Here is a 13,577-nt window from a genome sequence, read left to right as displayed (position 1 = left end):
GTTTTCCTCCCGTTTGCCCCTATCTGCGGGGTCCCATTCTGATATCTGCATCCGAACCGATATCGCTCGCAGTTGTTTGAACCCAATGGGTCCATTGTTCGTAAATTTCTTCTGTGATCCGATAGGCTGGCGCCGTGACGGATACGCCGCCGAGCAGTGTTCCCGAACCATCTTTGATGGCAGCGGCTGCACAGCGTATTCCAGTTTCATGTTCTTCAGCGTCTACAGCGAAGCCGCGGGCGATATTTGTCTGCCTGTCCCGCTGAAGATCTTCAAAATTGATTATGGTATTTTCAGTAAACTTTTGAAAATTAATGTTTTTTGCCAGAATTTCAAATTCTTCATCCGGCAGTCCTGATAGAATCGCTTTTCCAACGCCAGTGCAGTAGACGGGGGCGGATCGTCCAATCTGTGAATGCATGCGCAAGCTGTTCTGAGCCTCGAACTTGTCGAGATAAACAACCTGGTCACCCTGCAATATGGCCAGGTGAACTGTTTCGCCAGCGAGATCGTTGAGTGCGCGCAGATGTGGTTCTGCAATGCCGCGCAACTCGTTCTCGTTCCAGGCTTGTGAGGCCAATTGCAAAAGTCTTGGGCCAAGAGAGTAAATATAAGTGTCCGGGTTCATTGCAATCAAACCCTCTTCAAGCAGATTTGAAATGTTTCTGTGCAGGGTGCCGCGTGGTTGGCCGACCAGCTTCAAAAGGTCGGTGAACCTGAGCGGTGATTTTGAATCTGCTATTGCAGCAACCACATCAATCGCTTTGCCCAGCGTACCTGTCCCGCTCCTGGAAGAAACTTCAGGAGGCCGTTTGGACGCGCTGGTTTCGACGTTGTCATCAACGTCAAACTTCGCTTCAGTACTTTGTGCGGCATTTGTGCCAGACATAGACGCCCCGCCTCCCAACGAGAATTCAAAGTCAGCGCGGCGATTCTATCCGCTGCTGAAGCGGTGCACACATTAACTCCAACGCCAGAGAATGCGCCACTCTAACACTGTGCAAGCCATATATCGTGATTGGTTTTAAGCTTGACAGAATGGCAGGAATAGCGAATTAATTCTAAATAGTCAAACACTGTTCCAAATAACAGAACTTGGGCTGAGTAAGGTTTGACTTCCTCCGGTACGCCCTTTTTAAGGTGCACAGCTTCAATTTGTTGGGGCAAACACTGGGTTATCGGGAGGAGATCGAACGCATAAATAATCGGATACAGGCATATGCTCGTATTCTATTTTGAAGGCAAAGCATCGAAGAATCGAAGTTTTGCCTCACAAACCATCCCGCCACGTCGGCGGAAAATGAAACTCTTGGGAGGAATTTCATGTTGAAACCTATTGCTAAGCTTGCAAGTTTAGCTGGCGCACTCGCGCTCATTACATCTGTCGCCACCGCGCGCGACCTTGTCATCAATTTTGATGATTTGAACCCTGGCCCCAAAAAGGGCTTTGACGACGCTGTTGAGGCTTTTAAGGCCGCTTATCCAGACATCAATGTCATTGTTAACAACACGGACCGGGAAGCGCACAAAACTGCTATCCGTAACTTCCTGACCAATGATGCACCTGATGTGACATCCTGGTATCCTGGAAACCGCATGGCACCATTTGTTGATGCAGGTCTTTTCACAGACATTTCTGATCTGTGGGCATCTGATGAAAATCTGTCTACCAACTTTGAAGCAATCAAGCCAACCATGACTCGCGATGGTAAGCAGTGGGGCGTGCCTTACTCCTATTACCAGTGGGGCGTGTACTATCGGAAAGACATTTTTGACAAGTTGAGCCTTGATGAACCGAAGACCTGGGACGAGTTGCTGAGTGCCTGCGATGTCATGAAAGAAAACGGTGTGACACCGTTCTCCATCGGCACCAAGTTCCTATGGACAGCTGCTGGCGTATTCGATTATCTCAACCTTCGCACCAACGGCTATGATGTTCACAACGGACTGACCGCCGGCGAAATCAAATACACTGACGATCGTATCCGTGCGACTTTCGCCAATTGGGGAACCATGCTGGAACGTTGTTCCTTTGTGAAGAACCACGCCACTATGTCCTGGCAGGAAGCCATTGCACCATTCGCAAATGGTGATGCGGCCATGTATGTCATGGGCAACTTCGCAGTAGATGGCTTCAAGAATGCCGATTTGACCGAAGATCAGATCGATTTCTTCCAGTTCCCGGAAATCACACCTGGTCTGGCCCGCGCTGAAGAAGCACCTGCTGATGCGCTCTTCATCCCTGCGAAAGCGAAGAACAAGGAAGACGCACGTCTCTTCCTGTCTTTTGTTGCACAGGCTGACACCCAGTCACAGTGGAACAAAACCATTGGCCAGCTGCCACCTAACTCCGCGGCTGCCATCAATGAAGATGACAAATTCATTGTTGAAGGTTTTGCGACTGTGTCCACTGCGTCAGGTCTTGCACAGTTCTTTGACCGGGATGCACCCGCAGCGATGGCGAAAGCTGGCATGGAAGGCTTCCAGAAATTCATGCTGGAGCCAGAGTCATTGGATGAGATTTTGGAAAATCTCGATAAAGTCCAAGCTGAAGTTTACTAAGGCGACTGACACATTACGCCGGTTGCGATCTCGCAACCGGCGTATTTAAAAAATGCCCCGTCGCGCCCATGTGCGGCTGCGGAATTGAAAACCAGTTTCTCAAAGCTTTTTTTGGGCTTTTGATCTGAGACTGCTTCTGGGGAGGAAGATACGATGGCGAGCACCGCTAGCCTGCGTGCAAACAGATACCAGACCGCCAGCACCACCGTCGCGTTATCAGCAATTGTTCTGATTGCAGCGCTGATCGGCATGTTCACATTTGATGTGAGTTGGATGGTCGACAATCTTGGCTTTACAAAGCGTGTGGACGCACGCGTACCAAGTTTTTTTGCGAGATTTTCGTGTCTCATTATCGCACTTGGAGCAGCCTTCATCGGCTTCACCAACACATCGCTCTACAAACGTAACAAATTGACTTACGCGCCTTGGATTTTCCTGTTCATTGGCACAGCGTTCTTTTTGATCTACGTAATCATTCCCATTTTTCAGTCCATCTCCTACTCCTTCACAAAGTGGGATGGCCTTTACGACATCAATGGCATTTGGACCGGTGAGTGGGTGGGGCTTCGCAACTATGCCCTGTTGCTTGATGATCCAAACTTCTACACATCGCTGTGGAACAACATTCTTTGGCTGGTCCTCTATATGCTGGCAGTGCCCGCAGGTCTTGGCATCGCGCTGTTTTTGAACCAGACCGTTGGTGGCATTCGGATTTATAAATCCCTGTTCTTCTTCCCCTTCGTGATTTCACAGGTCGTTGTCGGTCTGATTTTCGCCTGGACTTATAATCCGGAATTTGGCCTGCTGAGCGAAGTCTGGGGCTTCTTCTTCTGTGAGCAGACAACCAACATTATGGATAATCTGACCACGACATGCACAATCGACCCGCCCTCCATTCTGGGTGATCCGGATTATGCCACTTACGGCATTATCGCTGCCGGTCTTTGGCCGCAGATCGCTTATTGCATGATCCTGTATCTCACGGGTCTCAACAATGTATCGCCAGACCAGATCGAAGCCGGCCGTCTTGATAATGCCAAGGGTTGGAAAATGCTGTGGCACATCATCCTGCCGCAGTTGAAGCCTGCGACCTTCATTGCTGTGGTGGTGACGGTGATCGGTGCGCTGCGCTCGTTTGATATGGTGGCCACGATGACCCAGGGCGGGCCATTCGGCTCTACCAATGTGCTGGCTTACTACATGTTCGACCAAGCGGTTGGCGAAGGCGTTGGCCGCTATGGCTACGGCTCAGCCATCGCCACGGTTCTGTTCGCTATCATGCTCATCTACATCAGCTACTTCCTGTGGCGGATGTACCAAGACGAGAAGGAGGGCAACTGATGTTTCCCGCTCCTGTTGAAAAATCATCCGCTGGCGTCCAGCTAGCTTATAAACTGGCGCTGCCTGTCGCATTGCTCCTGTGGCTGTTGCCGCTTCTGGCAATCTTCATGACGTCAATCCGTCCGCTGTCGGACATCAACACCGGCAATGTATTTGGCATTCCAAGCGATTTCGCAATGGTAGAAAACTATTCGCAAGTCTTCGCTCAGACTGATGCCTGGCAGTACTTCATCAACACGATGGTGATCACATTGCCAACGGTTGCTGTCTCCATTGCACTTGCGTGTCTCACTGGCTACGCGCTTGCGGTCTATCAGTTCAAATGGGCGCTGCCGATGTTCTTCCTGTTCGTGGCCGGTAATTTCGTACCATTCCAGATTCTAATGCTGCCGGTCATTGATTTGTCCAACAAGATGGAGATCTACAACACGGTGCCAGGTCTCGTCATGTTTCATGCAGCTTTCCAGACCGGGTTCTGTACGCTGTTCATGCGCAACTTCATCAAGGCCCTGCCCCGCGAGCTGATTGAATCCGCCCGCATTGAAGGTGTTGGTGAATTCCGCATTTTCTGGCACTTGGTGCTGCCGTTGGTGAAGCCTGCTGTGGCCGCTTTGGCGGTCCTGATCTTCACATTCATCTGGAATGATTTCTTCTGGGCCACAGTCATGCTTCAGGACGATGCACGCCTGCCGATCACCGTTGGTATCCGGTCTCTGAACGGCGAATTCGTGCAGCAATGGCATCTGATTTCAGCCGCGTCTCTTCTGGCGGCAGTTCCACCGGTTGCGATGTTCTTTCTGATGCAGAAGCACTTCATCGCGGGCCTCACACTTGGTGCCACGAAAGGCTGACTGTATGGATGCATCGGTGTCGATCAGCAGAACGACCGGGACAGCTCGTCTGGACAGTGGCACCACAACAGTGGTGTTTCACTGGACGGATGGAATTCCCGTAATTGTTCATCTTGGGGCAAAGCTTCCAGATGATGTTGATCTGGACATTCTGGTCTCAGCTCTGATGCGTCCGACACCGCAGGCCTCGCTTGATGAGACAGCACCGATCAGCTTGCTTCCCGAGTTCTCGCGCGGATTTATGGGGCATCCGGGTCTGATAGCTCACCGCGCTGAAGATGCGCCGTCCGCCTGGGCCGGGCGTTTCACTTTCACCCGCTATGACACAACGGATACGGGCATTCTCTTTTATTGCCGTGATCCGTATCGTGGCCTTGATTTATGCACCACTTGTTCTCTGGATCCCCAAACGAATGTGCTGACATTCCAGAACGAATTGGTGAACTCAAGCGATCGCTCGCTGCTGGTGGATTGGTTTGCGGCGCCCGTTGTTCCGGTTCCGTCCCGGCTGACTGAATATCTGTCATTTCACGGGCGCTGGTGCGCCGAGTTTGCGTTGGAGCGGATGACAGTTCCGGTTGGTTTGACAAAGAAGGAAAACCGGCGTGGACGCACCTCGCATGAGGGATTTCCGGGCATTGTCCTTCTGGGGGAAAACACCAGCGAGGATAGCGGGCCGTGTCTGGCATCTCACCTTGGCTGGAGTGGCAATCACCGCATGGTGCTGGAACGGCTGCCAAGCGGGGAAATGCAATTGCAAATGGGCGCGCTGCATTTCGCCGGCGAGTTGTTATTGAGGCCCGGCGACAGTCTTAAAACGCCTGAGCTTTATGTAACTGCATCCAGTGATGGTTTGTCGGCCATGAGCCAGGCCTTTCACGAGGAAATCAGACGCAAAATTCTGAAATTCCCCGATCCGCAAAAACCACGACCGGTGACCGTGAACACCTGGGAAGCGCTTTATTTTGATCATGATTGGGACAAGATGACCCAACTTGTGGACAGTGCTGTTGATGTTGGCGCCGAGCGATTTGTTCTCGATGATGGCTGGTTCAAAAACAGGGACAGCGATCGTGCTGGACTTGGCGACTGGTTTGCCGATGAGGAAAAATATCCCGAGGGTCTGGACCCGCTCGTAGATTATGTGACGAACAAAGGCCTGGAATTCGGGCTGTGGGTGGAACCTGAAATGGTCAATCCGGATTCTGATCTTTACAGAACACATCCCGATTGGGTGCTTGGTCTGGCAGACTATCCAAATCCACTAAGCCGCAATCAATTGGTGCTGGACCTCACAAATGATGATGTCACGCAGTATTTGTATGATTGTCTGGAGAAGCTTCTTACCGATCATGCAATTGGCTATTTGAAATGGGATATGAACCGGGATCTTGTGATGCCGGGGAACCGCGAGGGCCGTGCTGCAGCTCATAAGCAGACTTTGGCGCTTTACGCCCTGCTGGATCGCATCAGAGCAGCCTTTCCTCATGTTGAGATAGAGAGCTGTGCGTCCGGTGGCGGCCGTATTGATATGGAAATTCTGAAGCGGACCCATCGCTTCTGGACGTCCGATTCAAATGATCCTGTGGAGCGTGCGCGCATTCAGTCCGGGTTTTCCTTTTTCTTCCCGCCGGAAGTCATGGGCGCACATATCGGGCCGGCATGGAGCCACACATCAGGACGCGGATTTCTGCCCGGGTTTCGTGGGCTTGTTGCCGGCGTTGGTCATCTGGGACTGGAGTTGGATTTAGGTGACACCACGGAACGCGAGTTTCCTGATCTGCGTCATGCCGTCGAGCGCTACAAGGCGGATCGGCACATTTGGCACGGCGGCAATTTCTATCGCTTGCCGAGCATTGATCCAGCATTGATCGGCTTTGCTTCTGTATCGAAGGACAAAAATCAGGCACGGGCCTGTGTCGTGCAAATCGACCGACCACGTTCCACAGTTCCAGCATTGGTTCGTATACCCGGCCTTGATCCCGATGTTCAGTATCATGTTGTCATGGATGATCCTGATGATCTTCTGGATCGGGCAAATCGAGGGTTCAGCAATCAGTTGGCAAGTGGCAATCTGGTTATGTCCGGGGCTGTGTTGACACAGGTAGGCTTGCAGCTTCCTGTTCTGTACGCACAGACCGGGCTCTATCTTACAATCAACAAGTCGGAGTCAATGTGAGCGAGCCAGACCAATCACGAGCTGACATGATTGCAATTGATTGGGGTACCACCAATTGCAGGGCGTCCCTTTTGGCAGCTGATGGCCAGGAACTTGATACCAGGCGTGCTCCTGAAGGTGCTGGTGGCCTGCAATCGTCTGAATTTGAAGCTGTGTTCGAACGATTGGTAGATGGCTGGCCCAATCTGCCGGTCTGGATTTGCGGCATGGCCGGTTCAAGACAAGGCTGGCGTGAAGCACCCTATCTCTCCTGCCCGGCCAAACTGTCAGATCTTGGATGCCAGATTACCAGAATCACTACAGCTTCCGGGCGATCGGTGCGCATTGTCCCCGGGCTTTTATATCGGGATATGAGAAACAATAGCGATATTATGCGGGGCGAGGAAACCCAGATTGCCGGATTGCTGGCCAGACAGGAAGATTTTTCCGGTCTTGCCATATTGCCAGGAACCCATTGCAAATGGGTGGAAATTCAAGACGGTATGGTGAAGCGGTTTCAGACATTCCTGACCGGCGAGCTTTATTCACTTTTGGCGACTGCTTCGATTTTACGTCACTCCGTTTCTGCCCATGAGGCTGACATTCCGGCAGATCACCCTGCATTTCTGGGAGGTTTTCTGGATGTGACCAGTGGCCGGGTTCCGCTGGTATCCGGTCTGTTTCAGATCAGGACTCAGGATGTGCTCAACGGTGCGCAGAAAGACGATAGCGCAGCCCGCTTGTCAGGCTTGATGATTGGGGCAGAGTTTGCGGCAGCAATATCTGGCGGCTGGCTGGATGATGTTACACAAGACAGCTTCATCATTGGCGGTCGTGGACTAACGCCGCTTTATGCCAAGGCCTGCGAGCTGGTCGGCCTTAAATCCAAATCCGTGTTTGGGCTGGATGCGAGCACTAAGGGGCTTTGGTATCTTGCACACAGGCAGAAGATCACTGCGGACTGACCGCGAGGGAATAATTCATGAATTGGCTGAACGAACTGAAAAACCATCGCGGTATTGTAGCGATCTTGCGCGGCATACGACCTGACGAAGTCGAGGCAATTGCAGAAGAACTCATCGCATCGGGCATCACCTTGATAGAAGTGCCTCTCAATTCACCTGATCCGTTTGACAGCATTGCCCGCCTGGTCAAGCTTGCTGGTGGCAGAGCACTTGTGGGAGCGGGTACGGTTTTGACGGTTGAAGCTGTTGAGCGCCTTTCGGAATTGGGGTCACAACTCGTGATTTCACCAAATACAAGCACCGAAGTCATTCGCCGCACCCGCGCATTAGGCATGTTCTCAATGCCGGGTGTGTTTACGGCAACTGAAGCTTTTGTTGCATTGGACGCGGGCGCCCAGGTGCTCAAGTTCTTTCCAGCTGACATGCTCGGGGCCTCCGGAATTGCCGGCGTCAAAGCAGTTCTTCCCACAGACACTGAAATTGCTGCGGTAGGCGGGGTTGATGAAAACTCATTTGCAGCTTATCGCGCCAAGGGTATTCACAATTTTGGTATCGGCGGAACCCTTTACAAACCTGGCCGAAACGTTGATGAAATCGGACAGATCGCGAGAAGGCTGGTAGTTGCATTTGATTCAGCAACATAGTCTTATTGGGTGATACAAAACTTCAGCAAAATGATGATGATCCGTTGCATGGTGAACAGCGTATAGTTGTTTAGAGAACCAGGTTAGCAGTTCACATGAAAAACGCTGAAAACACCGTCGTAGAATCGGTGGAAACAAAACCAAAAAAGTCGGATGCACCCAGCTTAGTCTGGTTTCGCAACGATCTGCGCGTTGCCGACAATCCTGCCCTGCTGGCCGCAGCAGAGCGTGGCGGGCCAGTGATCTGTGTATACATACTTGAATCTGGCAAGCGTGATATTGGTGACGCCTCCAAATGGTGGTTGAACCAGAGCCTCACGACCCTCTCAAAATCCATACATGAGCTTGGTGGAACGCTTGTTTTGCGCACAGGTGAGCCGCTTTCCGTTCTTAGAGACATCATTGAGCACACAGGCGCGCGCGCCGTCTTCTGGAACCGGCGGTACGACAAGGCGGGCGTGGAGGCTGACAAAGCCGTCAAGCAGCAGCTGAAAGAACAGGGCCTAGATGCCAAGAGCTTCAAGGCAAATGTGTTGTTCGAGCCTTGGGAAATTGAAAAAAAAACCGGCGGATATTACAAAGTCTATACTCCGTTCAAACGCGCCTGTCTGTCTCTGGGTGTCGACAGGTCACCCTACCCCGCGCCAAAAAGCATTCGGGGAAGTGAATCTCAAATACCTTCGGACGCGTTGTCGGACTGGGGTTTGCATCCAACATCTCCTGACTGGTCGGAACCTATAGCGGCTTCCTGGAATGTCGGTGAAGACGGAGCCAGGGACCGTCTGAACGCTTTTCTTCACGATGGTGGTATAATTGACTACCACAAGGACAGGGATTTGCCCGCCAAAGAAGGCGGGACTTCTTGTCTTTCGCCTCACCTGGCTTTTGGCGAAATAAGCCCCTATCAGATATGGGCAGCAGCCTCCGCGCCTGATTTGGATGTGCCTTCGAACGACCAGGAGAAGTTCCTGTCAGAAGTGCTGTGGCGTGAGTTCTCATATACGTTGCTGTACTTCAATCCTGACCTGCGAAAGCGGAATTTTCAGCCAAGGTTTGATGCGTTTCCGTGGAGTGAACGCCTGGAGCTGTTGCCGGCTTGGCAAAAAGGGCAAACCGGGTATCCCATGGTGGATGCTGGCATGCGACAATTATGGCAGACTGGCTGGATGCACAATCGGGTACGGATGATTGTAGGCTCGTTCCTGGTGAAGCACCTGCTTCTGGACTGGCGGCATGGTGAGGAATGGTTTTGGGATACGCTTGTGGATGCGGATCCGGCAAATAATGCTGCAAGCTGGCAATGGATTGCAGGATCCGGCGCGGACGCAGCACCCTATTTCCGAATATTCAACCCCATGACACAGGGTGCCAAATTTGATCAGGAAGGCGCGTATATTCGCAAATATGTAAATGAGTTGAAGGACCTTCCAGACAAGTATCTGAACGCGCCTTGGGACGCGCCGGAAGATGTTTTGAAAAGGGCTGGGGTTGAGTTGGGGGAAACGTATCCAAAACCGATTGTTGATCATTCAGTCGCGCGTGAGAAAGCCCTCTCGGCATTTAAAAAAACAAAAGAAGACGCATAGGCAACATGCCGAAAGATTGGGACAACTCTATGAAAATCGCTGTTATTGGCTCTGGGATTTCCGGCAATTCCGCCGCCTGGGCCCTCCACCGGAAACATCAGGTGACACTTTACGAGAAACGCAGCCGGCCGGGTGGCCATAGTGCGACCGTTGACGTGGACTATGATGGCGAGACTATTAGTGTTGATACCGGTTTTATTGTTTACAACGGTCTGAACTACCCAAATCTGACAGCATTGTTCGACCACCTTGGCGTTGCGACTGAAGCCAGCGATATGAGCTTTTCATTCAGCAGGCGCGGTGGCTCCGAATGGAGCGGAAGCATTCCTCGCGGCATCTTTGCCCAAAAGCGTAACCTGTTTTCGCCAAGCTTTTTGTGGATGCTGAAGGAAATTTTCCGCTTCAACCGGCAGTGCCTTGATGATCTGGCGACGAACAAATTATCAGGCCTGTCCCTTGGGTCCTATCTGGATAAACGGAAATTCTCACAACGATTTCGCAATGAATATCTTGTGCCTATGGGCTCTGCGATCTGGTCTACGCCAGCTGCGGAAATGCTGGCCTTTCCAGTGGAGAGTTTTGCAAACTTTTTCAACAATCATCGTCTTTTGCACTTTGAGCGGCCAAATTGGCGTACGGTCACAGGTGGCAGCAGAAACTATGTCGAAAAACTGCTTGCCCCACTGCAATCCAACATCAAGCTGGATTGTGAAGTTGTCTCAGTGGTGCGCAACAGCGATGGAGTGGCCATTACAGACAGTCAGGGCGCAACCGAGACCTACGATCAGGTGATCATGGCCGGGCACAGTGATCAGACCCTGAAAAGCCTTGGTGACGCCTCAGCAGATGAGACCGATATCCTGTCGCGGGTACGTTTCAAGCCCAATTCTGTGTATTTACATCGTGACCCGTCTCTTATGCCACGTCGTAAAGGGGCTTGGGCTGCCTGGAACTATCTGAGCGATGGCGAGCCTGATGATCCCGATGTCTCCGTGACTTACTGGATGAACAAGCTGCAGGGCATTGCCTTGGAAAAACCGCTCTTCGTCAGCCTCAACCCTGTCAGAAAACCTGCCGAGCATCTGGTTTTTGAAGTATTTCAATATGATCATCCACAATATGACAGTTCCGCTTTAGCCGCACAGAAGGAACTGGAACGCATTCAAGGCGTTAACCGTACATGGTTCTGCGGCGCGTGGACGGGCTACGGCTTCCATGAGGACGGCTTGTCCTCTGGATTGCGTGTTGCAGAAAAGCTTGGCGGGATAATCCCATGGCGTCCGGTTGCTGCAAATGACGAACATGCTTTTGTTGAAGCTGCAGAATAATGTTGAATGCTTCACCAGTTTCTGACAGCGCCCTTTACAAAGGGACCGTCATGCATGCGCGGTTGAAGCCAATGGGTCACCGATTTCAGTATAGTGTCTACGCGATGCTGTTGGACCTCGATAATCTTGCCACTGCGGTAAAAAGCCCTGTTTTTTCGCATAACCGTTTCAATTTGTTGAGCTTTTTCGACAAGGATCATGGCTCGCGAGATGGCTCGTCGCTGCGGGCTCATATTGACAGTTTGCTATTAAAGGCTGGCGAAACGCGCCCTCACAGAATAAAGCTGCTTTGTTATCCCCGTATTCTGGGCTGGGTCTTCAACCCCCTGTCGGTTTACTATTGCTATGATGCTGTGGATGTCTTGACCGCCATTATCTATGAGGTTCGCAATACGTTCGGCGAGACCCATACCTATGTCGCTCCCATCCGGGCGGGAGAGATGCACGATGGCCATGTTCGTCAGGAACGGGACAAGCGATTCTATGTCTCGCCTTTTATCAAAATGGAAATGCGCTATCGATTTCGGTTGAACCGGCCAGATGAAAGGCTCACCCTGCGTATTCTTGAATGCGACCATGAGGGTCCATTATTGTCGGCCACCTTCAGCGGCGATCGCTTTCCGCTCACAAGTGGAATGCTTTTACGCGCTTTCTTTCAGGTCCCGTTTCAAACGTTGAAAATCGTCGGCGGTATCCATTGGGAAGCGCTGAAATTGTGGAAAAAGGGGGCGAAATTCCATCGTCGCCCCAAGCGTCCGCAACCAGTTTCCTACGGCGATAATGTTGAACCGATTGATGTTTGATGCCATTTATCATGGCAAGCTTGAGATTATAGCAGTCTTGATGCTAAGCTTTCGTGCGAATTTGCAGCAGGAACTAACGACCCTATGACCTTATCCGCACCTGACCGCCAAGCCATTCTGGTCACGCATGACAATGTCAAAGAAGCAACCGGCTCGCTGCCGCGTATCATGCGCGCAGTTGTTCGTTTCGCCACCCGATTGGAGGCTGGTTCACTGGTCCTTGAATTGCCGAATGGCGAAGTTTACAAGATAGTTGGAAGTGAGCCCGGCCCCGCTGCAGAACTGATCATCCACGATTACAATTTTGCCTCTCGCCTTTTCAAGCGGGGCGACATCGGCGTTGCAGAGGGGTTTATGGCTGAGGAGTGGAGCAGCCCGGACGTCACAAAGTTCCTGGAACTTTTTTGCGTTAATCAGGGTCTCATTTCACAAGCGATTGAGAACCGTCGGGGGGTGAAGCTCTTTATGAAGTTCCGCGGTTGGCTGAACCGCAACACCCGCCGCGGATCACGCAAGAACATTTCAGCGCATTACGATCTGGGAAATGCATTTTATCAACAATGGCTTGATCCTACGATGACGTATTCATCCGCCGTTTTTGAAAATGGGCAGGAAGATTTATCGACAGCCCAGACCCAGAAATACCGTGCGCTCGCCACAGAAGCTGGTTTTCAGCCTTCTGACGACGTCCTTGAAATAGGCTGCGGATGGGGTGGTTTTGCAGAATTTGCAGCCAGGGAAATCGGTTGCAATGTCACCGCGTTGACCATTTCGAAAGAGCAGTTTGAGTTTGCGAAAGAGCGGGTTTTCAAAGCTGGCTTGAACGATAAGGTAAATATCAAATTTCAGGATTATCGGGACGAAAAAGGCCAATATGACCGTATTGCTTCGATTGAAATGTTCGAAGCTGTTGGTGAGGAATATTGGCCTGTGTTTTTTGAACGTATGAAAACGTGCCTCAAGCCGGGTGGAACAGCCGGATTACAGATCATCACTATTCAGGATCGTTTCTTTGAGTCCTATCGGAACGAGATGGATTTTATCCGTCGGTATATCTTCCCCGGCGGCATGCTTCCCTCTCCTCTCATTTTGAAATCACTGGGCGATGAGGCAGATTTGCAAATGATTTCCGAGCGCGTGTTCGGTCATGATTATGCGAAGACTTTGCAGATTTGGCGTCAGCGGTTTGACGATGCATGGCCTACCATCATGCCGCTTGGCTTTGATCACCGTTTCAAGCAATTGTGGCGTTATTATCTGCATTATTGTGAAGCAGGTTTTCGGTCCGAAAACATAGATGTCCGTCAACTCGTTTTTGCACGCAAGTAACGGGTGTCAG

The 13,577-nt window shown here is 51.4% G+C and carries 11 protein-coding genes; 10 read left to right on the top strand and 1 reads right to left on the bottom strand.

What is annotated here, in order from left to right; translation table 11 throughout:
* Window positions 1–19: 19 nt before the first annotated feature.
* Complete coding sequence (locus RAL91_RS14445; protein WP_306256924.1) at window positions 20–889, bottom strand: IclR family transcriptional regulator; 870 nt, start codon at window positions 887–889, stop codon at window positions 20–22.
* Window positions 890–1,323: 434 nt separating this feature from the next.
* On the opposite strand from RAL91_RS14445, the gene RAL91_RS14440 reads away from it, so the two are divergent.
* From RAL91_RS14440 to RAL91_RS14395, 10 genes are all read left to right on the top strand, one after another.
* A complete protein-coding gene (locus tag RAL91_RS14440) occupies window positions 1,324–2,562 on the top strand; it encodes an ABC transporter substrate-binding protein (protein ID WP_306256923.1) in 1,239 nt (412 codons plus the stop codon).
* Window positions 2,563–2,715: 153 nt separating this feature from the next.
* Complete coding sequence (locus RAL91_RS14435) at window positions 2,716–3,903, top strand: carbohydrate ABC transporter permease (protein ID WP_306256922.1); 1,188 nt, start codon at window positions 2,716–2,718, stop codon at window positions 3,901–3,903.
* Window positions 3,903–4,754, top strand: a complete 852-nt coding sequence (locus tag RAL91_RS14430; RefSeq protein ID WP_306256921.1) for a carbohydrate ABC transporter permease — start codon at window positions 3,903–3,905, stop codon at window positions 4,752–4,754. Before RAL91_RS14435 ends, RAL91_RS14430 begins: the two co-directional genes overlap by 1 nt.
* 16 nt (window positions 4,755–4,770) lie before the next feature.
* Complete coding sequence (locus RAL91_RS14425) at window positions 4,771–6,933, top strand: alpha-galactosidase (RefSeq protein WP_306256919.1); 2,163 nt, start codon at window positions 4,771–4,773, stop codon at window positions 6,931–6,933.
* Window positions 6,930–7,877 (top strand): 2-dehydro-3-deoxygalactonokinase, encoded by a 948-nt coding sequence (locus RAL91_RS14420; RefSeq protein ID WP_306256917.1) that lies wholly within the window; start codon window positions 6,930–6,932, stop codon window positions 7,875–7,877. Before RAL91_RS14425 ends, RAL91_RS14420 begins: the two co-directional genes overlap by 4 nt.
* 17 nt (window positions 7,878–7,894) lie before the next feature.
* Window positions 7,895–8,521, top strand: coding sequence for a 2-dehydro-3-deoxy-6-phosphogalactonate aldolase (locus RAL91_RS14415; RefSeq protein WP_306256916.1), 627 nt, complete (start codon window positions 7,895–7,897; stop codon window positions 8,519–8,521).
* A 95-nt stretch (window positions 8,522–8,616) separates the two neighbouring features.
* Window positions 8,617–10,107, top strand: a complete 1,491-nt coding sequence (locus RAL91_RS14410) for a deoxyribodipyrimidine photo-lyase (RefSeq protein ID WP_306256915.1) — start codon at window positions 8,617–8,619, stop codon at window positions 10,105–10,107.
* 29 nt (window positions 10,108–10,136) lie between these two features.
* Complete coding sequence (locus RAL91_RS14405) at window positions 10,137–11,435, top strand: NAD(P)/FAD-dependent oxidoreductase (RefSeq protein ID WP_306256914.1); 1,299 nt, start codon at window positions 10,137–10,139, stop codon at window positions 11,433–11,435.
* Window positions 11,435–12,238: a DUF1365 domain-containing protein gene (locus RAL91_RS14400; RefSeq protein ID WP_306256913.1), complete on the top strand. Its 804-nt coding sequence runs from the start codon at window positions 11,435–11,437 to the stop codon at window positions 12,236–12,238. Before RAL91_RS14405 ends, RAL91_RS14400 begins: the two co-directional genes overlap by 1 nt.
* An 84-nt stretch (window positions 12,239–12,322) precedes the next feature.
* On the top strand, window positions 12,323–13,567 hold the full coding sequence (locus tag RAL91_RS14395) for a cyclopropane-fatty-acyl-phospholipid synthase family protein (RefSeq protein ID WP_306256912.1): 1,245 nt from the start codon (window positions 12,323–12,325) through the stop codon (window positions 13,565–13,567).
* Window positions 13,568–13,577: the final 10 nt, after the last annotated feature.

This window comes from Pararhizobium sp. IMCC21322, from assembly GCF_030758295.1.
Lineage (GTDB): Bacteria > Pseudomonadota > Alphaproteobacteria > Rhizobiales.
Note: the sequence above shows the minus strand (reverse complement) of the source record. Positions and strands in the feature narration are given on the sequence as shown.

What these genes read in the sequence shown, in the direction of transcription:
- RAL91_RS14435 (WP_306256922.1), top strand. Translation starts at nt 2,716, where the DNA reads ATGGCGAGCACCGCTAGCCTGCGTGCAAACAGATACCAGACCGCCAGC.
- RAL91_RS14400 (WP_306256913.1), top strand. Translation starts at nt 11,435, where the DNA reads ATGTTGAATGCTTCACCAGTTTCTGACAGCGCCCTTTACAAAGGGACC.
- RAL91_RS14395 (WP_306256912.1), top strand. Translation starts at nt 12,323, where the DNA reads ATGACCTTATCCGCACCTGACCGCCAAGCCATTCTGGTCACGCATGAC.
- RAL91_RS14415 (WP_306256916.1), top strand. Translation starts at nt 7,895, where the DNA reads ATGAATTGGCTGAACGAACTGAAAAACCATCGCGGTATTGTAGCGATC.
- RAL91_RS14405 (WP_306256914.1), top strand. Translation starts at nt 10,137, where the DNA reads ATGAAAATCGCTGTTATTGGCTCTGGGATTTCCGGCAATTCCGCCGCC.
- RAL91_RS14430 (WP_306256921.1), top strand. Translation starts at nt 3,903, where the DNA reads ATGTTTCCCGCTCCTGTTGAAAAATCATCCGCTGGCGTCCAGCTAGCT.
- RAL91_RS14410 (WP_306256915.1), top strand. Translation starts at nt 8,617, where the DNA reads ATGAAAAACGCTGAAAACACCGTCGTAGAATCGGTGGAAACAAAACCA.
- RAL91_RS14440 (WP_306256923.1), top strand. Translation starts at nt 1,324, where the DNA reads ATGTTGAAACCTATTGCTAAGCTTGCAAGTTTAGCTGGCGCACTCGCG.
- RAL91_RS14445 (WP_306256924.1), bottom strand. Translation starts at nt 889, where the DNA reads ATGTCTGGCACAAATGCCGCACAAAGTACTGAAGCGAAGTTTGACGTT.